Raw genomic sequence first — 24102 nt, forward strand, 5'->3', positions numbered from 1 at the left:
ACAAACCGGGTTACGCAAGCCACAAACCGGGTTACGCAAACCACCAACCGGCAATCATGCCACCGTTTGCGTAACCTGACTATTCGTAAATACCTGCTTCTTCAACCTGCGATAAACGTAGATAAAGGCCGGCACGAGGAATAAGTCTGCCGCTATCCAAGCCATCGGATCACCGTAGCAAACAGCAATAAAACCGAATACCGGTACGGCATAGAGACTGACAAGAATACGAGCAATCATCTCCGCCACTCCGGAGAACATGGCAAGATTGGTAAAGCCTACTCCCTGAATGGTATAACGCAAGATGCACAACAAACCAAGCATTGGGAAGAACATACAGGAGACATGCAGGAACAACTCCGTATCCAGCAGAATTTCCGTTTCCGACGGGTCTACGAAGATCAACGCGAAATATTTAGCCCCTACCATCAGAAGAAGGAACGTGAAGGCCGCATAAATCATCATCATCAGAGCACTAGCCTTGATTCCCAACCAAATACGTTCCGGTTTACCTGCTCCGTAATTCTGTCCGCTATATGTAGCCATCGCAATGCCCAAACTCTCGAACGTACAGATAAAGAACATCTTGATGCGCATAGCAGACGTAAAGGCTGCCACACACGCCGTTCCCAATGCATTATTCGCACTCTGAAGCATGATGCTGCCGATAGCCGTGATAGAAAACTGCAATCCCATAGGCACACCGATGTAGAGCAGCGTCTTAGCCAGTTTCGACTGGAACCGGCGCTCTTTCGGAGTACCCTGCAATATTTCAAACTTCCGATACATATAAATGTAGCAGAGAACAGCCGACAATCCTTGCGAAAAGACAGTAGCAATAGCAGCTCCCGCCACTCCCCAGTCAAGTACCAGAATACAGAACAAGTCGAGAATGATATTCAGAACAGCAGCAAACAGCAGAAACCAGAAAGGCGTCTTACTGTCTCCCAACGCACGGATAATGCTCGAAAGAAGATTATAGAAAAACGTACACGGCACACCGATGAAAGTGACAAGCAGATAAGCATAAGCCCCTTCAAAAATATTCTCCGGTGTACGCATGATCCGAAGAATATCCTCACATAAAATACAGGTGAGAAGTGCAATTACCACCGACATTCCCGCAGCCAGTTTCAGACTGACAGCCACATAACTGCGCATCGTACTGTAATCCCGCGCCCCAAACTTCTGCGCAACGGGTATTCCGAACCCTCCGCAACATCCATTGCAGAACCCGAGAATGAGAAATACCACTGACGTGCTGGCTCCAACAGAAGCTAACGCGTTTATTCCCAAGAACTTTCCTACAATTGCAGCATCAACAAGCGAATACGTTTGTTGCAACAGATTGCCGAGTAAAAGCGGCAGTGTAAACTTTAAAATGAGAGGTAATGCCGGCCCTGCCGTCATTTCTTTAGAAGTTGCCATACGTCTATGTTCTAAAATTGGGCGCAAAGATACGGAATATTCAACGAATTAATCCTTGTTTCCCGTCCCTCTTTTAGTTGACATAAATCAAAAAATTGTGATTAACGGTTTAGTGATTAATGCCATGCGGTATATGTGCTGCAATTCAATATTGCATAGTACGTTAATCATTAATCACTAACTCATTAAACAGTTAATCACTTAACAAGTCGTTTAGGCGAACCATGCCACGAACAACCCAGGCAGAAAACCTCTGTCAGGTCGAACCCTTCCATCGAATCTTCCGGATATTTGGGAACGACTTCACCATTTTCGAGCACATAAACCAGCAGCCTTTCACCCTGTTCATTCTTCACATACATGGCTGCAATCTTGCATTGCGGACATAATAACTTTTTCATGCCGCAAAGATACAGATTGTTTCCGTCATCCACAAGCTCTTCAGAAGATGTTTCAAAAAACCTGTTCATGATTTACCATCAGAAAAGAAAATACCCACCAGAAAGATACATTTTAACAAAATACGCCTGTGATTCTGCATAATCTTCGCTATCTTTGTCAAACCAAAGTGTAAAGAAGAAAGAGATGAAGGTATCACGCATCGCACACGAAAAGAAAACAGTAGAGTTAATGATCCGCCTCTATTGTCGGAAAAAAGAAAAAAACAAGATTCTTTGTACCGACTGTGAAGAGCTGCTTCGCTATGCGCATGCCCGTCTCGACCGTTGTCCGTTTGGAGAGAAAAAGGGTGCATGCAAAGAGTGCACGGTACATTGTTACAAGCCTGTCCTGCGCGAACGAATGCGACAGGTAATGCGTTTTTCCGGACCGAGAATGTTGTTCTATGCACCCTGGCAAACCATACGACATTTATTGAACCTATAACTTACTAAAAAAAAATCAGTGATGAAAAAAGCCATTATCATAGGGGCCACCTCCGGTATCGGACAAGAAGTTGCAAAATGCCTGTTACTGGAAGGCTGGAAAATCGGAGTAGCCGGCAGACGGCAATCTTCTCTCGAAAACCTGCAACGGGCAGCACCGGATCAAATTCAAATCCAAGCATTAGACGTAACCCAAGAGGATGCAAGCGAAAAGCTGAATCTGCTCATCGACAAACTAGGCGGCATGGATTTGTTTCTTCTTAGTTCCGGCATCGGTTTCCAGAATATGGACCTGAACATGGAAGTAGAATTGAACACAGCACACACCAATGTAGAAGGCTTTATCCGAATGGTAGACACTGCATTCATGTACTTTAAGAAAAACGGAGGCGGACACCTGGTCGTTATCAGTTCCATTGCCGGAACGAAAGGGCTCGGAGTTGCTCCTGCCTATTCTGCCACCAAACGTTTTCAAAACACTTATATTGATGCGCTCGAACAACTGTCACACCTGCAAAAGCTACATATCCGTTTTACCGATATTCGTCCCGGATTTGTAGCCACCGATTTACTGAATGACGGAAAGCATTATCCACTGCTGATGGATGCCGCCGAAGTGGGCCGTCACATCTCCTGGTCGCTGAAGCGCAAACAACGGGTAGCAGTAATCGACTGGCGTTACCGGATTCTGGTGTTTTTCTGGAAAATGATTCCCCGCTGGATGTGGAAACGCCTGCCGGTAAAAACAAATTAACCCCAAAAGTGAACAAGCCGGGAAATGAACAGGTAATTAGCAAGATCAGATAACTCCTATTCCAATAATTCTACCTATATTTGTCCTGTAACATAAACTTATAATCTAACAAAAAAAGATGGAACAAAAAATTTGTCAGAGTTGCGGTATGCCGATAGACGACTCAACTTTTGGAAAAGAAGCAGACGGTAGCAAGAATCAGGATTATTGCCACTATTGCTATGCGGACGGACATTTCACGAAAGAGTGTACGATGGACGAAATGATCGAACTCAACCTGAATTACCTCGATGAGTTTAATAAAGACTCGGAAGTGAAATACACGGTGGAAGAAGCACGTAAAACGATGAAAGAGTTCTTCCCACAGTTGAAGAGATGGAAATAAGACGTAATAAATATAAACTTTCAGAGATACGCTTTTCTCTGAAAGTTTATATAATAAAATGAAGCGTCATGTTCCTTTCCGACTACAAATAAATTCTCCCAGATTCTATATTTCATCTATATACCATCTGTTTTCAAGTCAAAATTCTAAAATTACCCATCACGAGTCCATTATTCATAAAAGACATTCTATTACAGATTTCCTTTCTTTTTCTCACAATTATACGGCAATTCAAGAGATATGATAGTAACCTAGAGATATTTCTATGAATTTGAGAAAAGCATAAAATATCCACAATTTCAGTTTTTTCGTTCATTATTTCCTTTTCTCTATTGTTTTTATTACATTTGTAGGTAAGGAGTATACTACTATGACAAAAAGTAATGTATGTACAACCCTATAACTAAATTTTCCATTTAACCATACAGACGAAAATAAACAACAATTAAAATGAATGAAAAGGAGACTCTTTCCAGTGATAACGGCCAGACAATCTTTGAACAAGGAATAACAGAATTGATACACGAGCAATTTCTGTTTGCAGAAAGTGTATATGCCCGCCTGCCGATAAGCATAGAAATGTATGACACAGACGGTATTTTACGTTTCATCAATGACCATGCATTGAAAATGTACGGAGTTAACGACCGGAGTGCAGTAGTAGGCACAGTCAACCTGTTTTCCAGTCCTTACATGGACGACCAGCTCAAAGCCAGAATACAAAGCGGAGAAGAAAATATAATGCTGGAATTTGAGTATGATTTCAATCGCATCAATGAAGACGAGTACTATACGACCCATAATAAAAACAGCATGATCTTCGAAGTCCAGGTAATCTCTTTATGGAATAAAGCAGGAAATATCATCGGACACGTGCTACTCTCCAACGATAAAACATCGGTAAAAGAGACAGAATTCCGGACTGAAGAAAACAAGAAAAATCTGGAAATGGCAATGGAGGCCGCCAATATGTCTTCCTGGGTATATGATGTCCGCAAAAAAACATTCAGTTCATTACATGGCACGTCCATTGTGAAAGAAAAAATGACACTGGACGATTTTTTGGATATATTGCATCCGCAGGACTGTGAACAGTTGCGCCTTGTATTTTCACAGCTAATAAATAAGGAAATCGAAAACGGACAAATCACGTTACGCTTCTTCGATGAAGCCGAAAAACAATATCGCCACTATGAAAGCAGAATGCGTCTATCGGCCGAGCACATGGGGAAATTATTGATTATCGGAACCCAGCTGGACATTACCGAAAGATTACAAATGGTAAAGAAAACGCAGGAACTGATGACTAAACGCGAACTTGCCATGCAGGTGAGCAATATCATTCACTGGGATTTCGATGTGCGTACCCGGAAATTCGAGTCCTACCACGATCCGATCAATGATTACGCAAGCGACAAACCTCTCACCATCGCAGAGTATATAGAAGCCGTCCATCCCGATGACCGTTCTGCCGTCTATGATGCCATGCAATCCATGCTTTCGGGAAAAGATGTCACCATCAATTTCACCTGTCGCATACAAACAAAATACGATGATTCCTGGCAATACTGCAACATTCTGGGTGTACCTTTTGAAAAGGATGAAGATGGCAAAAACATACGCTTCACCGGTTTCCGCCAAAACATATCCAAACTTCACCAACTGGACGAAGAAGTAAAAGAAAGAAACTACAAAATGGAGCTTACTTTCAAGACTGTCGGAATGTCGTACTGGGATTTTGACGTCACAACCAGACAGTTCAAAGCCTTCAACGATCCCGTCAACGACTATCATCCGGAAAGAACCATCACTCCGAACGATTACATGGAAGCTACCCATCCGGAAGATGTGGACTGTGTTTGCAAATATATCGAATATATGATTCAGCGAACGGACAAGGAATTCAGTTTCCAGTACCGTTCCAAAAGTAAATGGGAGAATGAGTGGCAAACGCTGATTGTAACGGGAATCCCCGTGGAAAGAGATAAAAAAGGAAACGTCACCCGCTATACCGGTATCAAGTTTAACAACACGAAATGGGAAAAGATGGCGCAGGAACTGAAAGAGATGAAAGAAAAAGCAGAACTTTCCGACCGCCTCAAATCTGCCTTCCTCGCCAATATGAGCCATGAAATACGTACGCCTCTGAACGCCATTGTAGGCTTCTCCGGTCTGATGGTGCATTGCGATGATCCGGCCGAAAAAGAAGAATACATGAATATCATCGAATCGAACAATGAATTGTTGCTGCGGCTCATTAATGATATTCTCGATCTCTCCAAAATAGAATCGGGAATCCTCGAACGTAAGAGGGAGAAATTCAATCTGTCAAGAGTCTGCAACGAGCTGTATATGATGATTCAACAGAAAATGACTAATCCCGACGTGAAACTCTTTGTTGACAATCCTTATTCGGATTGCTGGATATTTCTCGATGTCAACCGTCTGAAACAGGTATGGATGAACTTCCTTACCAATGCGGTGAAATGCACCCATGCAGGATTTATCAAAATGGGATATAGTATAGAAAACGAAGGAGTGCGGTTCTACGTACAGGATTCGGGTGTCGGTATCCCGGTGGAATTGCAGGATAGAGTATTCGGTCGTTTCCAGAAGCTCAACGAATTTGCACAAGGCACAGGGCTTGGACTGGCCATTTCCAGAGCAATCATAGAGGGCGCAGGAGGAGAAATAGGCTTTACTTCCAATCCCGGTATCGGTTCCACTTTCTGGGCATGGGTTCCCTGTAAAATAGATACGCAGGAGAAGGAGGAAATACAAGAAATTGAAAATACACCTGCAACACCGGTCCCCATCCAGCAAATACCTTCATTGAGCGAGATCAACAAGAAAGATTTCAAAGTACTGATTGCCGAAGATAATGACAGTAACTTTTCTTTAGTGCAGCACATTCTCTTCAAATACAACCTCACACGGGTAAAAAATGGAGTGGAAGCACTTGAGAAGTTACGCAATGAAAAGTACGACATCATTCTTATGGATATGAAGATGCCGATTATGGGCGGACTCGAAGCGGTACGAAAAATCAGGGAATTCGATACAAAAGTCCCGATTATCGCCCTGACAGCCTACGCATTTGATTCTGACAGAACGAGTGCCATGGAAGCAGGTTGCAACGCATTCCTCACCAAACCATTAAACAAAAGCCAACTATTAGGACTTTTTTCTACCAAATATCAATAAACACAAACAATTCTGTTGACGCCATCCGGACAATGGTTTAACCTAACTCCGGATGGCGTTCCAGCCATTTCACCGCATAAGAGCAGGTGGCTTTCGGTTTCATTCCGTTGGCTACTGCATAGGCATAAGCAGCTTTTACCAATGCAGCGGCTATTCCGCGGCCTTCTATCGGGCGGGGCACGATGGTATGAATGATGTCGAGAGAATCACCTAAGAGGCGATATTGTACAAAGGCGGTACGACCGTCTACTTCTGTCTTAAACAAATGCTGTTCGGGCTGATGAATAATTTCGTAATCCATAATCTATGTTGTTTTAAAGTTCATTATTGTTTTAAGTACTCTTGCCTAATAATTATCTATTATCAGGCACGGATTTTACGTTTTTTTTCAAAATGACGCATAGATAAAGCAACAGTGTTCATCAGCGTAATTCGTGCCTAGATTTATTATATAAACTAATTATGAAAGCATATTTATAATCAAAATTGTTCTATCCATTGCAATCGGTTGGTATCGTAACCGCGGCGTTCGGCAGCGGTGACGAGTTTCTTTTTGATTTCCTCGGGCAGTTGCGGCGCGCGGCTTAGTATCCAGAGATATTTATCGGTGCTGCTGCCTACAAGGGCATAGTTGTAATTCTCTTCATCCAGCTCCAATATGTAATAATCAGAGTAGAAATTAAGGAAGAAAGAGACTTTCAGTTTACCCGGTTGCGCGGGATCGGGTATCTTGGCGTGTCCGTTGGCAGTCTTGCAGATATCATAAGGAGAATTGCGCTTGCACCCCCGGTTCTCCACACGAATCGTACCGTCGGGACGAAGCGTGTAAGTGGCCGTGACATCTACCAGTCCGTGTTCAAAACGGTTCTCGTAGCGGGCTATTTCGTACCAAAGTCCCATATATCGGTTCAGGTCGAGAGAGGGGACCGTGGTGTGATCCGTACCTTTAAAAAGACGTTCGACAGTAGGGATGGAAAAACGAAACCCGGCTTCCGTCAGACGTGTCGGGCGGACTTTCTGACCGGCTGTAAGGAAAGAAGCCGCTTCACCGTAAAATATACGGAAAGCCCGCTGCGGAGCAACAATCGTTGTCCATGCCTGATAAGCTTTTCCCATCTCACGGGTAAAAGAATATTGCGAAATCTGTTGCGGAGCGACCAGATTATACACACCCCGCGTTTCTTCGTGGGCGATAAAAAACTCCATGGCACGGCAAAGGTCGTGCATGGCTATCCACGGGAAAGACTGGGTGCCGGGACCGATGGCGGTAGCTACCTTCGTGGCTTGCAAAGGACGAAGCATCTGCTGCATCGCTCCCCCATCCGGAGAAAGCACTACGCCAAAGCGTGTAATGACGAGCCGGGTAGGTTGGGGACAGTGTTTGGCTTCTTTCTCCCATGCATAACAGAGATCGGAAAGAAAACCGTCGCCACGGGTACGGGTATATTCGTCCGCTTCCACTTCCGGAGGATAATAGCCCACGGCGGAAGCTGAAATCATCAGTTTCGGTTTTGTCTTGACGGCATTTAACGCACGGATAATACGGTGCGTCACCACAATGCGGCTGTTGAACAATTCCTGTTTGTACTCCGGTGTCCAACGCTTATTGATGGGTGCGCCAGCCAGGTTGATGATTACGTCGCAATGCGTCAATGTCTGAATCAAATGTCCGGACATACCTTCGCGGAACATCGATCTTCCCAAGGGAATAATCCGGTGTCCGCCCTTTTCTGTGAGATAATTGGAAAGATGTTTACCTATATATCCGGTAGCTCCGGTCATTGCTATATTCATCTTGATTCATTATTTATTTTAACTCTATTAGAAAAACGTATAAAATGCAAGAAAAGTTCTTTGAAAAAAACAAAATGGGGCTATCTTTGCAAGGCAGACTTTAATACTGAAAGAAAAAAATCTCTGAACAGACTGACAAAGAGAGAGAAAATTTGTTCTATCAAATAAAGGAGACGATGAACGGCATCTACAAACAGGGCGGACGGAATACAGAAAGCGATCTGTTTGGAGAGAATGGCAAGTATGTGAACAGTCCGACAAAGTCTGAACAAGAAACTGAATGGTATTAACTGAAATAATGAAATAAATAAATGAAGAAACAAACTAAAATCAACTATATTCTTACGCTCATATTAGTATTTTGCATCGGCGCATCCATTCCTGTATTGACAGGCAGCAGCCAGGTGACCGAACAACATTCCGCCAAATCGGAAGTTCCTTATTGCGTCACCTCGCCCACCGTTCCCGCCCAAGTTACTTTTGACGGAGAAACCATTGACCTCCGCCGCTATGACCGCCGCGAACGGATGGATCGTGAGATGATGGCTTTCACCTATATGCATTCCACCACCATGCTACTGATAAAACGTGCCAACCGATACTTCCCCATCATAGAACCGATACTGAAAGCCAACGGCATCCCCGACGACTTCAAATACCTGATGGTAATCGAAAGTAACCTGAACAACATCGCCCGCTCTCCGGCAGGAGCAGCAGGACTGTGGCAGTTTATGCCTGCCACCGGACGGGAATTCGGACTGGAAGTGAACGACAACGTAGACGAACGCTACCACATTGAAAAAGCAACCGTAGCCGCCTGCAAATATTTCAAACAAGCGTATGCCAAATATGGAGACTGGATGGCTGTCTCCGCCGCCTACAATGCCGGACAGGGACGTATCTCCTCCCAACTCGACAAACAACTGGCAAGTCATGCCATGGACTTATGGCTGGTAGAAGAAACTTCCCGCTATATGTTCCGCATATTGGCAGCCAAAGAGATATTCAACAACCCGCAACGTTACGGGTTTCTGTTGAAGCGGGAACATCTGTATCCGCCCATTCCCTACAAAAAGGTGACCGTCTCCACTAGCATCAATGATTTGAATGATTATGCCAAATCACAAGGTATCACATACGCACAACTCCGTGATGCCAACCCCTGGCTGCGCGACACCTCATTAAGGAACAAGACCGGAAAGACATACACCCTCTATATTCCTACACAAGAAGGTATGTATTACGATCCGAAAAAAACAGAGGCTTATAATAAACAATGGGTCATTGACTGAAAATCCTCCCCCCTAACCTCTTCTCATAGCGGAAAACGGAGTTTGCACTGCCCATTCACAGCCAAACAACCTCTTTCTACAAGAAGATGCCGGAGGAACGTCCAAATAGCATTTAGTATGAACTGTTAGTATGAAACTGAAAGAAAGAATCCATCGTTTTTTACATGACGAAAAACTGAAACGAAAGTTGTACGTCATCATCTTCGAATCGGACACTCCCGCCGGGAAACTGTTTGACGTGATTCTGATCGGCTGTATTCTAGTCAGTGTACTGCTTGTCATCATCGAAAGCCTGAAAGGACTTCCCAGCTTTCTGACGACTCCGTTCGTCATTATGGAGTACCTTTTCACCGCTTTCTTCACTTTCGAGTACCTGACGAGAATCTACTGCTCGCCCCGTCCTCGGAAATACATATTCAGCTTCTTCGGAATCGTAGACTTGCTAGCCACCCTTCCGCTCTACATCGGCCTGCTCTTCCCCGGTGCACGCTATCTGCTCATCATCCGTGCTTTCCGCCTGATACGGGTATTCCGTGTCTTCAAACTCTTCAACTTTCTGAATGAGGGCGAACGACTGCTCACCGCCTTACGCGAAAGCAGCAAGAAGATTGCGGTATTCTTCTTATTTGTCGTCATCCTGGTGACTTCCATCGGCACGCTGATGTATATGATTGAAGGAACACAACCCAACTCACAGTTCAACAACATCCCGAACAGCATTTACTGGGCTATCGTCACCATGACTACCGTAGGCTATGGAGACATCACCCCTGTCACCGGTCTCGGTAAGTTCCTTTCCGCCTGTGTCATGCTAATTGGTTACACAATTATTGCCGTACCGACAGGGATCGTATCTGCCTCCATGATGAAAGACTACAAACGCAGAAGAGACAAAGAATGTCCCAACTGCCATCGCTCCGGACACGAAGACAATGCCGAGTTTTGCAAATATTGCGGACATCATCTGAATCCGTCCGAAACAGACGTGGAAAAGAAATAAATTTTACGACTTATGCTGAAAGAAACGCTCGAATAAAACAATAAACACACAGCCTACCGCATAACAAGCTATGTCCGCCCAATCGAACGTAGAGCCCAGAATGATTCTGGCTGCACGGTTCGTAATCCCCAATGTTTCCACCAACTGGAAGTATTGCAGCACTTCCACAAAACAGGCAAAAAGAAAGACATAAAACGGCATCCGCGGAATTCCTGTCGGGAGAAATATCCTCACAAAACTATACACCAGCACTACCACCAGCATATCTCCGACATAAGGACGTATGAAATTGTCACGCACATATAAAGCTATCAATACCTCTATACAAAAGATCAGCAGAAAGCTGATTATATAAAAAAATCTTTTCTTCATTATTCACTCAATCACAGGGTTAAACATTCATTTGAGTCTGCGAATATACGATAAAATAGATCGAATACGTTCAAATATTACTAAATGATTGATCCATAAAAGAGAAATAATTGTATATTTATAGTTCCAAGTATTTTTCCACAAACAATAAAAAACAGAAAGGAGATTGAACACATGATGTTGAACATAGATTTCGTCATTCGTTTATTGGTCGCCGGCATACTGGGGGCGATCATCGGACTGGATCGTGAATACCGTGCCAAAGAAGCCGGATACCGTACTCATTTCCTCGTATCGCTAGGCAGTGCCCTGATTATGATTGTTTCTCAATACGGATTTCAGGAGATTATAAAAGAAAGCAGTGTCACGCTCGACCCCAGTCGTGTGGCGGCTCAAGTCGTCAGTGGCATCGGATTTATCGGTGCGGGAACCATCATCTTCCAAAAGCAGATTGTACGCGGACTGACTACCGCTGCAGGAATCTGGGCAACTGCCGGTATCGGACTGGCAGTAGGCGCAGGAATGTACACCATCGGCATTGCTGCCATGGTATTGACCCTCATCGGACTGGAATTACTTAGTTACCTGTTTAAAAGCATCGGAATGAAAAGCTCGATGGTTTCTTTCTCTACTTCCAACAAAGACACTCTGAAACAGATAGCGGACAGATTCAACTCTAAAGACTACCTGATAGTCTCTTACGAGATGGAAACGTTGCATAAGGGTGAAGCAGAGTTTTATCAAGTGAGCATGGTCATCAAGTCGAAACGAAATAACGATGAAGGCCATCTGCTTTCATTGATACAGGAGTTTCCGGAGGTAACAGTGCAGCGAATTGAATAAGTCCCTTTACAAAAAACAATAGAGACAAGAAAAGCAGAAGAAACAAGGAGGAGTATTTTAATTCTAAAATATAAAGAAATGAAACCCTATTTCTGCTTTTCCGTCAGATACTTCCAATAACGTACAGGCATATCCTGCCTGTGCTTTCTCGGATTCATACGTTCTTTGATACAAATGGCCTTGAAATAAGTTTTCCAGAGTTGTTGGAAAAGTTTCTCATCCTTATCCATCAGACTTTCATCCAGCATCCCCGTAATCAGATGGGATTCACGGCTGTCATCATCAAACGAGATGGTTGTCACCTCCTGCAAGTCATAATAAAAACCATAACGGCGTTTCATGTCGTAGATAATCCACTTCTGATCGGCAAAACGGTCTTTGAAATGGTGAACGGTAAGAGGAAGCGCATTATACTGCGGTTCGAAAGCCGCAAAGAATGTACCATCCGCAGCTTTCTGAAAACGGACAAACTGCATCAGGTGCACACGTTCGCCATCCACTTTCTTCCATATTTGCGCCAATCGCAAAACGTCCGGATCGCCAAAATTGGTTTCGATGGAACGGGGTGAGTCGATCGCTTTACGGATATAACGAAAAATGAGCATCCCTACCTCCGGAAGCTCCGACAGCCAACTTTGTGTGAGGCAGCCCAAAGCGGAAACAGAGACTTTCTTCTGCAATCCCCGCCACACACGCCCTGCCTTTTCTTCATCGGTGACTACGGTATGCAACTCATCATAAAATAAGGGCAAAGCATCTCCTTCCGACAACAAATCATCGGGAAAGGTCTTGCGAAAATAGGCGTCGAACACAGCAGTCAGCAGACCATCAAAGCTTTTATCGTAAACGAAAATTTTCAAGATTTATGATTTATGATTTATGGGTTATGAATTATGAATTATGATTTATGATTTATGGGTTATGAATTATGATTTATGATTTCCGGGTTATGATTTATTTTTAGGCACGGATTACAGGGATTAATGCGGATTCTTTGCAGCAATGACAACACTAAAAACCGTGTAATCCGTGTAATCTGTACCTAAATTATTATATAAGCTAATCAACATACTTAGTAATTCGTTTAATCAGAATTCATAAATCATAAATCAGAAATCAAATCGTAATTGGCGTTCATCCACTTTCTTTTTTGGTTTCGGGAGCAATAAGCTACGTACCCGTTGCGGCGAAAGTTCGTTCACAGTCAGCATTTGGAGAGGCAGTTCTTTGCAGGTGATGAAATATTGCGCCTTCTTCATCACCACTCCTATCTTCTTCAGTTCATAAAAACCCAGTCGCGAAAAACGGCGGGAGGCGACAATCAGTTTCGCCGACTTCACTCCCACTCCCGGCACACGGAGCAACATTTCGTAGTCCGCTTTGTTGATGTCGACAGGAAACTGTTCGGGATGGCGCAAAGCCCACGAGAGTTTCGGGTCTATCTCGAGGTCGAGATCCGGATAGGCATCATCCACAATTTCGTCCACCTTGAATTGGTAAAAGCGCAATAACCAGTCAGCCTGATAGAGCCGGTTTTCACGTACCAAGGGCGGTTGCTTCAATGCCGGAAGACGTTTATCGTATGTATTCACAGAAACGTAGCCCGAATAGTAGACACGCTTCATGGTCGGCCGTCCGTAAAGAGCCGACGAAAGGAAAAGAATATCTTTATCCGACTCGGAGGTAGCGCCCACAATCACCTGGGTACTTTGTCCCGCAGGCGCGAAACGGGGTGCATGGCGAAACTTCTGCCGTTCTTCCTTACTCTCCAACACACCTTGCTGAATGTATTTCATCGGAGCAAATACACTTTTATGATCTTTCTCCGGTGCAAGGAGTTTCAGGTTTTCTTCTTTGGGAATTTCGACGTTGACACTCAAACGGTCGGCATACAGCCCGGCCTCATTCACCAATTCACGACTGGCACCGGGAATACTCTTGAGATGAATATAACCGTTGAACCGGTACACTTGCCGCAAATCTTTGGCTACACGCACCAGTCTCTCCATCGTATAGTCCGGATTGCGGACCACTCCGGAACTAAGAAACAACCCCTCAATGTAGTTACGACGATAGAATTCCATTGTCAGTTCCACCAATTCCGAAACGGAAAATGTGGCGCGGGGAAGATCGTTGCTACGTCGGTTGATACAGTAGGCACAGTCGTAAATACAATAATTGGTAAGCATGATTTTCAATAGCGAGATACACCGCCCGTCCTCGGCAAAGCTGTGGCAGATCCCCCATCCTCCGACAGTGTTTCCCAGCGTGCCCGGCTTATTGGAGCGCACCGTACCACTGGAAGAACAAGAAACATCGTACTTGGCAGATTCCGCAAGTATCTTCAGTTTAGCTAAGACGTTTTCGTTCATAATTCCCAATCTTGATTCTTTTCGCAAATATACGATTTAATTTGAGACGCGTATAGAAGAAAAAAAGTTTAGCAAATATATCAATACAAAACAAGTCAAATTTTATGATACAAAAAGCTACGCTTAAAAAAGGAGTTTAATAGATACAATATTTTATTACATAGATCAAATATGATAATAAAATAAATCGATTATTTTATCACAACAAATATATTTTCATTAACTTTGCAAAGTCAACACAAGAAGTGTTGCATTAATAAACAATTTAATTTTACACAAATGAAGACTTCAAACGAAAACGAAGAAGAAATGGAAGAACGAGAATGGGTTATCAATGGTTTTAAAACCTTCTCTGCCGTAGCGCAGGAGTATTTTCCCGAATATTCTAACGCTGACACAGCCAGCAAAAGAATGAGAAACGAAATAGAACTCGACAAACTGCTCTTCGACGAATTAAAAGCCGCACACTACGTACACGAAACAACACGTCTAAGTCCGAAGCAACAGCAGATCCTTTTCATGACCTGGGGACCGGAAAAAATAATCCTACGTTAGCGCATCACCCATAAGTAAAGATTTACTGCATCCTGACACCTCCGAAAACACAGAAAAAACGTGTTGAACGAACTATATTATATAGATTATTATATTTTAGTATTTATATATGTTCGGTTGGTGGTTCGCCTACTTTTTTTCGAGCGTTGCAAACGCATGACAGACAAGCAGTTGAGCCACCTCCAGGGGGTGTTCGTTTGGCTGTTCGATTTTTTGTCAAAAAAAATACTAAAAAGAAAGCCGCATGTCCCCGAATAGAGCCTCTATTTACGGCAAACAGAGGTTCTATTTCTAATAAACAGAGGCTCTGTTTCATCCCAACAGAACCTCTGTTTTTCTATTCATTCCCCCAATCTCATCTTTTACACCCGCGCGGTGTCACACAGAACAACATTATTTCCGTCCTACAGCCCCCAATACAGCCCAAATACCACCATACCGTTCAAAACACCTTCATTCCAGCCAAAAAAGATTTGCACGAACAGCCATTCATACACTACCTTCGCAGCCGCATCCGACAATGTATGCACAATGGGGATAACCCGCAATCAACAACAAGTAAATAAAAATACGCCTCAATGAAACAACTTCCAAACAACCTCCTGCACGAAGGCTACATCCTGATTCCCAAAGCACTGTTAAAACGTCAGATAAACGACAAAGCGCCGGGAGAACTGGAAGCGCTCCTCCAAGTCCTGATACACGCCAACTACTCGGAAACCACGTACAAGATTCAGCAGATCGACATCGTATGCCAACGCGGAGAATCCGTCATCAGCCAGCAACACTGGAGCCGACTCTTCCAATGGAGCCGATCCAAAACCCTCCGCTTCTTTCAAAAAATCCAGGAAGAGGGCATTATCAAGATCATCCCACACCAGAAAGGAATCTTCCACATTCATATCAACAACTATGATTTCTGGACCGGCTGCATCTCTCCGGAAGCCCGCGAAGAAAAAAAGAAAGAAAAATCCGAAGTGTTCGACGTTTTCTGGGATAAATATCATGAAACGATGCAAAAACCCAAACAGTACGTCGCCCGTGCCCGCCGCGAATGGGACAAGCTCACCCAAGAGGAACAGCAGACAGCCATCGACCACATCGAGGAAGTCTACTATCACACCAACGACACACGTTTCATCCCCCTCGCCGCCACCTACCTGAAAGACAAGGCTTTCTTAAACGAATATATAGACTAAAAAACATCGAAAAGAAATGCAACCACACGCCAGCGAACTCGAAGAAGCCATCATTGGAGCCTGCCTGATAGAACAGGAGGCCCTGCCACTCGTAGCCGACAAGCTACGTCCCGAAATGTTCTACGACGATCATCATCAGCTGATCTTCGCCGCCTTGATAGCTATGTATCAGGCAAACAAAAAGATAGATATTCTCACCGTCAAAGAAGAGCTCACCCGTCGCGGAGTGCTCGAAAAGATAGGCGGGCCGTATACCATCGTACAACTAAGCAGCCGGGTAGCCTCCTCCGCCCACATCGAGTATCACGCGCAAATCGTCCACCAGAAATATCTGGCACGCGAAGCCGTAGTCGGCTTCAACAAACTCCTCACCTGCGCCATGGATGAGACAATCGACATCGACGATACCCTCATCGACGCACACAACCTACTCGACCGTCTCGAAGGCGAATCCGGCCACCACGACCACATGCGCTGCATGGACACCCTAATGACCGACACGCTGAAAGAAGCTGAATTGCGTATTGCCAAAAGCGTGAACGGCGTCACCGGCATCCCCACCGGACTAACCGAACTCGACCAGAAAACGGGCGGTTTGCAGGATAGTGATCTGATAGTGATAGCCGCCCGGCCTTCCGTAGGTAAAACGGCTTTTGCCCTGCACCTGGCACGCAGCGCAGCAATGGCGGGCAATGCGGTGGCCGTCTACAGCCTTGAGATGCAAGGGGAACGCCTTGCCGACCGATGGCTGGCAGCAGCGAGCAACATTAATCCTTACCGGTGGAGAAACGGAATACCTACCCTGCAAGAGATGGAAAATGCCCACACCGCAGCTTCAGAACTGTCGGGACTCCCCATCTACGTGGACGACAGCACTTCTGTCAGCATGGATCACATTCGCTCAAGTGCCCGGCTACTGAAAAGCCGCAATCAGTGTGACGCAATTATTATCGACTACCTGCAACTCTGCGACATGACTACCAAGCAGGCCAACCGCAACCGCGAACAGGAAGTGGCACAAGCCACCCGGAAAGCCAAGTTGCTGGCCAAGGAGCTGCATATTCCTGTCGTACTGCTTAGTCAACTGAACCGCGAGTCGGAGAATCGTCCCGGAGGACGTCCGGAACTGGCACACCTGCGCGAGAGCGGAGCTATCGAACAGGATGCGGACGTCGTGATGTTGCTTTACCGACCGGCCATGCAACGCGTCGTCACCGACCGGGAAAGCGGTTACCCGACAGAAGGACTGGGGGTGGTTATCGTTGCCAAGCAGCGTAATGGAGAGACTGGGAATGTATATTTCGGACATAATCCGTCGATGACAAAAATATATGACTATGTTCCGCCATTGGAATATTTGGAAAAACATGCTAAATAAAACGATCTATTGTATAAATAATCAAGACAATTTATCGAAATAGTATTGATACATATCCGGTATAAAACTTTTTATATTATCAGAGAAAATAAAACCATATTTACTTGACTTCTCCTCTCTGATTTTGTATATTTGTAGTATCAAAAAGAAAACATATAATTATTCACTTAAACCTTAACTTTTCAAATTTATGGATGTATTAGTAGAACGCTATCAGCGCAGAAAGTATGTAAATCAGGAGGATGCTCCGTTACTGTATTACATACGTCAGAAATCGGGCAATGTAAGAGTGATGGACGTTGATACGATGGCTACCGCCATCGAAAGTAAATCGTCACTGACTGCCGGAGATGTGAAACACACCATCGAGGCATTTGTGGAACAGTTGCGTCTGTCGCTCACCCAGGGCGACAAGGTGAAGATTGACGGATTGGGTACATTCCACATCACGCTGACTAGTGATGGTACGGAGACTATGAAAGATTGTACGGTGCGCAGCATCCGCCGTGTCAATGTCCGCTTTGTTGCCGACAAAGCGTTGAAGCTGATGAATTCGAGCCATACGAGTACACGAAGCGAAAACAACGTGGACTTCGTCCTGGGCGGAAAGGGCGATGGAAGCGATTCCGGAAACGGTGGTTCGGACGATGATTCCGGCAGCGGTTCGGGGGGCAATAAACCGGGCGGTGGAGAAGCACCGGATCCGGCAGCGTAAATAGGCTGCCCGCTCTATCTTCTTTGGCAGAATGAAACTTCATCCTTAGAAAAAACAGTATCACATGGTTTCAGGAACTGATCCATGTATGGTTCCTTGCCATGTGGTTGCTGCTTTTCTGTTTTTCTCTTTCCCGCATTTTCTCATTTTCTTTATTTCTCCATTTTCTTTCATTCTCGTGTTTTTTAGTTTTTCTATTTTTAGTTTCTCTATTTTTAGTTTCTCTTATTTTTTAATTCTCAATTCTCAATCTTTAATTTTTAATCTTTAATTCAAGAAAGATGTTAGACAAAATCATTGATATTATTACAGCCATCCTCCCTTTTTTCGGAGGTCGCAAAAAACGTCAGCAAATGATGCAGGACGTCAAAGAGTTCAGCGAACTAGTGAAAGAGCAGTATGGCTTCCTTATGAAGCAGCTCGAAAAGGTGCTAAAAGACTATTTCGATTTGAGCGACCGTGTGAAGGAAATGCACTCGGAAATTTTTTCATTAAAAGGCAAGCTTTCGGAAGCTGTCACTTTACAGTGTGTCAATAAAGAGTGTATTCAGCGCAACAATGGTTCCGAATCCGCATCATCATCCACTTCTTTAATACCTGCCTGACGCATGAGAACTATTAATCTGATTGTCGTTCATTGCTCCGCCACCCGCGAGGATAAATCGTTCACCGAACATGATTTGGACGTTTGTCATCGTCGCCGCGGCTTCAATGGTGTGGGTTATCATTTTTATATTCGTAAGAACGGGGATATTAAGTCTACCCGTCCGTTAGAACGGATCGGTGCGCATAGCCGTGGTTTCAACCGGGAAAGTATCGGTATCTGCTACGAAGGCGGACTGGACTGCATGGGACAGCCGAAAGACACGCGCACTTGTTGGCAGAAACACTCGCTACGGGTTCTTATCCTGACTTTATTAAAGGATTTTCCGGGATGCCGTGTCTGCGGACATCGTGATCTTAGTCCCGATCTTGACGGAGACGGTGAGATTGAGCCGGAAGAGTGGATCAAGGCTTGCCCCTGTTTTGAAGCGAGCAAGGAGTGGGATAAAGAATAGGTTTCTTTTTTCATTTACATACTCTATTGTTAGTTGTTATTGGTTAATTGTTATTGGTTATTAATCAAGAAAACCCGGACTTTCGCAAGCCCGGGTTTTCTGCATCTTGGGAACGTCTCCTTGACATTTAGGGAAATGGGGACTAGCAATTTGATTCTAGTACAACAAAAAGACGCTCCGAGAGTAAAAATAAAAAGGGATACCTGTGGGAAATGTGGGAGGTATCCCTTTTCTAAAGAAGAACAAAGAGGAAGGATGGACTTTCACAAGCTGTGTCCTTCGCTTTGTTCTGGGGTAAAAATCTTCACACACAAGTGAAGAATGGGTTTATTTGTTTCTATTCTAAAAGTATTTTCCTATTTTTAATAAGGAATAAATAAGAGGAAATATCTAATAAAACAGAATCCTATTATTTCAATCAATTAAAAAGCTCTTTCGGGAATATTATCCTTTTCGTTACAGGAGCCGGAGCTTCTCCCCACATCACATTAGGAGTAAAGACAACATTGACTGATATATCGCTTGCCGGGGCTTGTATGGTAAGTCCGCTCTTAATCTTAACAGTCGTTTTATCATCAGCAAGTTCAAAGTAGTCTTTCATATCACCACTCAATTTTACCTCCATTGAATATCCGTAGATAGCAAGAGCATCGGCTGCGGTAGCTGGATAAAAATAAGTAGCATCAGGAGCTGGCCACATTACTTTTCCTCTACGATCAGACCATGTAAAGTCAGCAAATGTTGTAGAGAAGGTAACCACTTCCCCCTTGGTTGCTGCAGTATGTTCCGCGTCAGTACCCTCAACTAAAGTAGAAGTCAACAAACTTGATATGGGAGCAAAATTAATTGTTTTGCTTGCAACTACATAAGATGTAGCTCCAGCCGTACAAGTTACGCTCATAGTTACTGTAACATTATCCGTTGCATTAGTTGCTACTGTAAGTTTATTGGCAGCTACTTCTCCTTGAGCATCACTACCAGTTACCTCATAAGTAAATTCATCGTCATAATTTTCACCCAAAGCAACACTAACAGTTGCATAATTGCCAATAATCTGTGAGAACTCTCTTGTAAGTTTAATACTTTGAAGTTTTTCAGCACCACCATTATACGTTGGTTCAACAACTAAATTCACAGTACCATCCGGGTTCCACATACCACCTGCTTCTGATAAATCAAATTTTTCAGGGATAGCTATTTTCACACCAGGAACAGTAACCTTTATTGTTTTATTATTAGCAGATATAGAGGCAACAACATCATCTTCATAGATAGTTGACTCCGATACTTTTACCACAAGTTTATCATTATGTGCTGTTTGTACTGCTAAAGTAACACCACCTGCGGCAGGAGTTGAAGTTGTAATGCTAGCTGTACTAAAGTCAGCAACACCCAAAGCTGTTAAGATTGCAGTTATATCTTCATCAGCGAGCAAATATTCTTTAGGAGTTGAATTTCCACTCCAAGCACCGATAATAGATGTATTTGATGCAGTATAGTCTGCCAATTCAGATTTTATTGTAACTTCACTGAATGAAGTTGGATCATACGATTTAGTAGATGCATCAAGAGCATTCACTGTTACCGTTGACGTTATTGTACATGAGTTTCCTAATCTGGTAGCATCATCAATAGCCTTATTAACAGATAGTTTTCCATCCGTTGCTGACAAAGAGAAAGCATTACTAGGATTACCACTTGCATTAAACGCAAATGCTACCTCAAATATCCCACTGGCAGGAATCTGCAAGTCTTCGGGAGTCAGGTCAGACTGCGGATTACCGCTACCATCCGTTTCATCACTTACAGTAATCTTGTAACCATAACCTTCAGCTTTATAGTCTATCGGTGTGGCACCATCATTATTCAACACAGTAGGCATGGTTCCACTTGTTGTCCATGCTACACTTTGAATAAACTTATTCTTTTTAACTGCAGCAAAGTAGTCTGATGAAATATTATTCAAAGGTTTGTCACCCCTGTCTATCAACGTCAAAGCTATCGCATAGTTCTTTACAGCTTGTCCGGCATCCAAAGTTACCAATATAATATTATCTTCCGCACCTTTTTCGATCTTGCTAATAGTAAAGAATTCACCACTTGCACGAGTCAAAGCTTGATAGTCGGTATTAACATTATATCTACATGCTTCCGGATTTGCCTTATCATATTTTACTAATTCGGTTACAGCAGAAGCTGGTGATACACGGAATTTCACTTGTACCCGATTCACACTCACTACGGGTAGCCAATTAACTCCAATCTCATTCTCACCGCCAGTGCCTGAAAATTTAGCATAGAGTGTATTAAAAGAAACGGATCTGTCTACACTTTCCGGTATATATACAATACTCTTAACCATGTTGGTTAATTCACTCGTAAGATCGGAGATACTTCCTTCAATGTCCTCTATTTTGCTATCGTATCCGGCAAACTTATCTTTTAAATGTGCATCAATCTTACCATTCAGCTCTGAACTCTTTACATAGTTTTTCAAGTCATCCGTTTTTGCACATTTTGCAAGTTCGTCAGAAAGACTCTCAATATCGCCTAATACTTCAGCACATTTGTTAGCTTTGGCAATTGTGTTATCATCGCTCAACGATTTAACAAGTACTTCTAATACATCTGTCTTATATTCTTGCAACGAGGTTATATCTGTAAATATTTTCTTATATTCTGTGCTTTGGCTATCTACAAATTTACTGATTTGTTGTTGCAATGCTTCCATATCCTCATTGTATGTTCCAAGGCTCAAATAAGTAGTAGAAATCTTAGCTAGAATTTCTGTTTTAAACTGTCCATCAACATATTCCTGAACAGCACCTACTTTATCTGTAACTTCATCAGAAGTCAAATAGTCAACAAGAACATCATCAACATACTTTTTTACAGCAGCTGAATTCATATAATCATTCAGCTGATTAATAGTAACAAAGTTTTCATTGGCTGCTTCCAGATCTTCAATTCGACTTTCAAGACTTTGAAGTTGTTCTATCTTATCAGACAAATCAGCTAACTTTTCACCAGTTGCATCATTCAAATCTTTTAGTTCCTGTCTTACTTTTACTAATTCAGCAGCAACAGCAGCTGCCGCATCTTGATCTGCATTTTCTAAGTCTTCTTGCAACTTATCGATTTTAGCCTGCAATTCATCCTTAGCAGCTCCTACTTTACTATCAATAGATGTATTCACCTTATCAATAGCTTCTGTTAGTTTCCCACTCAAAGCTGTAAGATCAGCCTGCGATGCTTTCCCATCCACTGCTGTTTGTAAATCACGAACAGTACTCTTTAGTTCTTCCACCGCTGTTTTGTCCGCTTTGCTTGCAATTGCATCTAATTGCGATTGCAAACCTGCAATTGCGCTCTTAATAGCAGTTGTCATAGCTTCCGTCGTCACATCAGCTCCCTTTTGGTTAATGTTGTCAATCTGCTCTTGCAGACCTTTCACATCGTCATCGTAGTCCTTACAACCTACATAGGTGACAGTAGAAAGTGCCAACGCCCCGAAGAACATCACTTTTACAAATTTTCTTTTCATAACTACTTAAAAATTACATTAATAATATATTATTAAACACTAAGTTTCAATAATAGACCGCCCGTTACTTTGTAGGTAACGGGGAAACCTTTGTGCCTGCTCTTCGGGAGTAGTCAATACTGAAAAATGATACGATAAGCAATGAAACTTTTTTACCCCTGCTTCTGAAAGGCAGTAGAGGGAAGGAGATCTTTTGCCAAAATTTAGAAGTTAACAAAGCCCTAATACAAAGAATCCGCGTGTTTTATTTGGTTATTTCCTGTTTTGAGTAGTTTATTAGAAAAAATGTATGATTTCGTTTGGTTGTTTTAAGAAATATGCTCATATTTGCACCGATATTCATTCCCGTTACCTACAAAGTAACAGAGTAATTTTCAAACAATTACACCTACAATAGAGCGTTTCACAAAGTCAAGAACTTGTTTATTTGCTTCATCAATTTTCTTACTCCGGAAAGGTTTCAAATAAGTCTCCGTTACAGTGATAGACGAATGTCCCATCGCTTCGGAAATAATGCCCGGATGGATTTCACAATAATAAGCTGTCGTAGCCCAGGTATGGCGGGCGGTGTACGAGCTCAACTTATCGGATAATCCCAATAATTCACCTAGCAACATCAACTGTTGATTAAAGCTGCGCAATGCCAACTGATATTCGCGATACGCCTCTTTAGTTCCTTCACGGCTTTTCAACAACGGAAATAAATAAGGAGAAGAAGGATCACGATTCATATACTTCTTCACTAGGATCATCGCTTCGGGAGTCAATGTCACCGACAATGGTCGTCCTGTCTTACGTCTGCGATACGTTATTACGTTATCACGCAAATCACTCTTACGCAAATAAGCGAGATCGACAAACGGCATACCACGAAGCGAAAACATCAGAATGAACAACTCTTGCGCCTGACATACAGCAAATGGCACACCTGACGTACGAGACAATTTCGCAAACACCTTCTTCATATCGTCATCACACAACGCACGTTTATGATCGGCACGAGTACCGGTATAAACAGAACGGAACAGATGAGGCACATAAGGAACTTTCCCAAGATCGACGGCACGATTGTAAACCGCACGAAACGTACGCAGATAAGTGGAAACGGTGTTCCAACTACAACCACGACTGCGAAGGTAAACTTCGAATCCCTTCAGCCACTCCGAAGTTACTTCACTAAAAAGCAAATCTTCTTCCCCACAATAAGCAATGATGGCATTCAGACTGCTACGATAAACATGCGCAGTACCGAAGTTTCCCTCCACCTGTAGCCCCGTAGCTACCTGCTTCATAAATGTTACTACTTTCAACATTTCTCAATTTAT

At 43.4% G+C, this 24102-nt stretch carries 22 protein-coding genes; 13 read left to right on the forward strand and 9 right to left on the reverse strand.

Features of this window, described 5'->3' with window-relative positions; genetic code table 11:
- Positions 1-54: 54 nt before the first annotated feature.
- Together DW862_RS06195 and DW862_RS06200 are read right to left on the reverse strand one after the other, a co-directional pair.
- Positions 55-1428: an MATE family efflux transporter gene (locus DW862_RS06195; protein WP_118407847.1), complete on the reverse strand. Its 1374-nt coding sequence runs from the start codon at positions 1426-1428 to the stop codon at positions 55-57.
- Positions 1429-1625: 197 nt separating this feature from the next.
- A complete protein-coding gene (locus DW862_RS06200) occupies positions 1626-1829 on the reverse strand; it encodes a hypothetical protein (RefSeq protein ID WP_008771178.1) in 204 nt (67 codons plus the stop codon).
- 184 nt (positions 1830-2013) lie between these two features.
- Here DW862_RS06200 and DW862_RS06205 point away from each other — a divergent pair, with 184 nt between their 5' ends.
- The 4 genes from DW862_RS06205 to DW862_RS06220 all read left to right on the forward strand — a co-directional run bounded on the left by DW862_RS06205 (position 2014) and on the right by DW862_RS06220 (position 6655).
- Complete coding sequence (locus DW862_RS06205) at positions 2014-2313, forward strand: nitrous oxide-stimulated promoter family protein (RefSeq protein WP_008021113.1); 300 nt, start codon at positions 2014-2016, stop codon at positions 2311-2313.
- A gap of 21 nt (positions 2314-2334) precedes the next feature.
- A complete protein-coding gene (locus DW862_RS06210) occupies positions 2335-3066 on the forward strand; it encodes an SDR family NAD(P)-dependent oxidoreductase (protein WP_120067490.1) in 732 nt (243 codons plus the stop codon).
- Between the two features lie 118 nt (positions 3067-3184).
- Positions 3185-3451 (forward strand): zinc ribbon domain-containing protein, encoded by a 267-nt coding sequence (locus DW862_RS06215; RefSeq protein WP_004314772.1) that lies wholly within the window; start codon positions 3185-3187, stop codon positions 3449-3451.
- Positions 3452-3901: 450 nt separating this feature from the next.
- Positions 3902-6655: a PAS domain-containing hybrid sensor histidine kinase/response regulator gene (locus DW862_RS06220; RefSeq protein ID WP_120067491.1), complete on the forward strand. Its 2754-nt coding sequence runs from the start codon at positions 3902-3904 to the stop codon at positions 6653-6655.
- 37 nt (positions 6656-6692) lie between these two features.
- On the opposite strand, the gene DW862_RS06225 is transcribed toward DW862_RS06220, so the two are convergent.
- A complete protein-coding gene (locus tag DW862_RS06225) occupies positions 6693-6956 on the reverse strand; it encodes a GNAT family N-acetyltransferase (RefSeq protein WP_120067492.1) in 264 nt (87 codons plus the stop codon).
- A 179-nt stretch (positions 6957-7135) separates the two neighbouring features.
- Positions 7136-8449, reverse strand: coding sequence for a TIGR01777 family oxidoreductase (locus tag DW862_RS06230; RefSeq protein WP_120067493.1), 1314 nt, complete (start codon positions 8447-8449; stop codon positions 7136-7138).
- Positions 8450-8760: 311 nt separating this feature from the next.
- On the opposite strand from DW862_RS06230, the gene DW862_RS06235 reads away from it, so the two are divergent.
- Both DW862_RS06235 and DW862_RS06240 read left to right on the forward strand, forming a co-directional pair.
- Positions 8761-9741, forward strand: coding sequence for a lytic transglycosylase domain-containing protein (locus DW862_RS06235; protein ID WP_008021109.1), 981 nt, complete (start codon positions 8761-8763; stop codon positions 9739-9741).
- A 130-nt stretch (positions 9742-9871) separates the two neighbouring features.
- Positions 9872-10741 (forward strand): ion transporter, encoded by an 870-nt coding sequence (locus DW862_RS06240; protein WP_008021108.1) that lies wholly within the window; start codon positions 9872-9874, stop codon positions 10739-10741.
- Between the two features lie 3 nt (positions 10742-10744).
- Here DW862_RS06240 and DW862_RS06245 read toward each other — a convergent pair whose 3' ends face one another.
- Entirely contained in the window at positions 10745-11113 is a 369-nt protein-coding gene (locus DW862_RS06245; protein ID WP_049703241.1) for a DUF2809 domain-containing protein, read from the reverse strand.
- 174 nt (positions 11114-11287) lie between these two features.
- On the opposite strand from DW862_RS06245, the gene DW862_RS06250 reads away from it, so the two are divergent.
- Positions 11288-11956 (forward strand): MgtC/SapB family protein, encoded by a 669-nt coding sequence (locus tag DW862_RS06250; RefSeq protein ID WP_004314765.1) that lies wholly within the window; start codon positions 11288-11290, stop codon positions 11954-11956.
- Between the two features lie 86 nt (positions 11957-12042).
- On the opposite strand, the gene DW862_RS06255 is transcribed toward DW862_RS06250, so the two are convergent.
- Together DW862_RS06255 and DW862_RS06260 are read right to left on the reverse strand one after the other, a co-directional pair.
- Positions 12043-12816 (reverse strand): TIGR03915 family putative DNA repair protein, encoded by a 774-nt coding sequence (locus tag DW862_RS06255; RefSeq protein WP_087323521.1) that lies wholly within the window; start codon positions 12814-12816, stop codon positions 12043-12045.
- 249 nt (positions 12817-13065) lie between these two features.
- A complete protein-coding gene (locus DW862_RS06260) occupies positions 13066-14328 on the reverse strand; it encodes a putative DNA modification/repair radical SAM protein (RefSeq protein WP_004314762.1) in 1263 nt (420 codons plus the stop codon).
- Between the two features lie 279 nt (positions 14329-14607).
- Here DW862_RS06260 and DW862_RS06265 point away from each other — a divergent pair, with 279 nt between their 5' ends.
- The 6 genes from DW862_RS06265 (at position 14608) to DW862_RS06290 (ending at position 19233) form a co-directional block, all read left to right on the forward strand.
- The gene (locus tag DW862_RS06265; RefSeq protein ID WP_008644351.1) at positions 14608-14883 is read left to right on the forward strand and encodes a DUF4248 domain-containing protein; all 276 of its coding nucleotides are present in this window, start codon (positions 14608-14610) and stop codon (positions 14881-14883) included.
- Positions 14884-15461: 578 nt separating this feature from the next.
- Positions 15462-16082: a hypothetical protein gene (locus DW862_RS06270; RefSeq protein WP_117811032.1), complete on the forward strand. Its 621-nt coding sequence runs from the start codon at positions 15462-15464 to the stop codon at positions 16080-16082.
- 16 nt (positions 16083-16098) lie between these two features.
- A complete protein-coding gene (gene dnaB, locus DW862_RS06275; protein WP_118407843.1) occupies positions 16099-17460 on the forward strand; it encodes a replicative DNA helicase in 1362 nt (453 codons plus the stop codon).
- A 190-nt stretch (positions 17461-17650) separates the two neighbouring features.
- Entirely contained in the window at positions 17651-18175 is a 525-nt protein-coding gene (locus DW862_RS06280; RefSeq protein ID WP_008644339.1) for an HU family DNA-binding protein, read from the forward strand.
- A gap of 281 nt (positions 18176-18456) precedes the next feature.
- Positions 18457-18780: a hypothetical protein gene (locus DW862_RS06285; protein ID WP_004314756.1), complete on the forward strand. Its 324-nt coding sequence runs from the start codon at positions 18457-18459 to the stop codon at positions 18778-18780.
- Between the two features lie 3 nt (positions 18781-18783).
- On the forward strand, positions 18784-19233 hold the full coding sequence (locus DW862_RS06290) for an N-acetylmuramoyl-L-alanine amidase (RefSeq protein WP_004314755.1): 450 nt from the start codon (positions 18784-18786) through the stop codon (positions 19231-19233).
- A 418-nt stretch (positions 19234-19651) separates the two neighbouring features.
- Here DW862_RS06290 and DW862_RS06295 read toward each other — a convergent pair whose 3' ends face one another.
- Both DW862_RS06295 and DW862_RS06300 read right to left on the reverse strand, forming a co-directional pair.
- Positions 19652-22756: a hypothetical protein gene (locus DW862_RS06295; RefSeq protein WP_165861887.1), complete on the reverse strand. Its 3105-nt coding sequence runs from the start codon at positions 22754-22756 to the stop codon at positions 19652-19654.
- A gap of 395 nt (positions 22757-23151) precedes the next feature.
- Positions 23152-24090, reverse strand: coding sequence for a site-specific integrase (locus DW862_RS06300; RefSeq protein WP_120067495.1), 939 nt, complete (start codon positions 24088-24090; stop codon positions 23152-23154).
- Between the last annotated feature and the right edge of the window lie 12 nt (positions 24091-24102).

It is taken from the genome of Bacteroides sp. AM37-9, assembly GCF_003603455.1.
In the GTDB taxonomy this organism is placed as follows: domain Bacteria; phylum Bacteroidota; class Bacteroidia; order Bacteroidales; family Bacteroidaceae; genus Bacteroides; species Bacteroides xylanisolvens.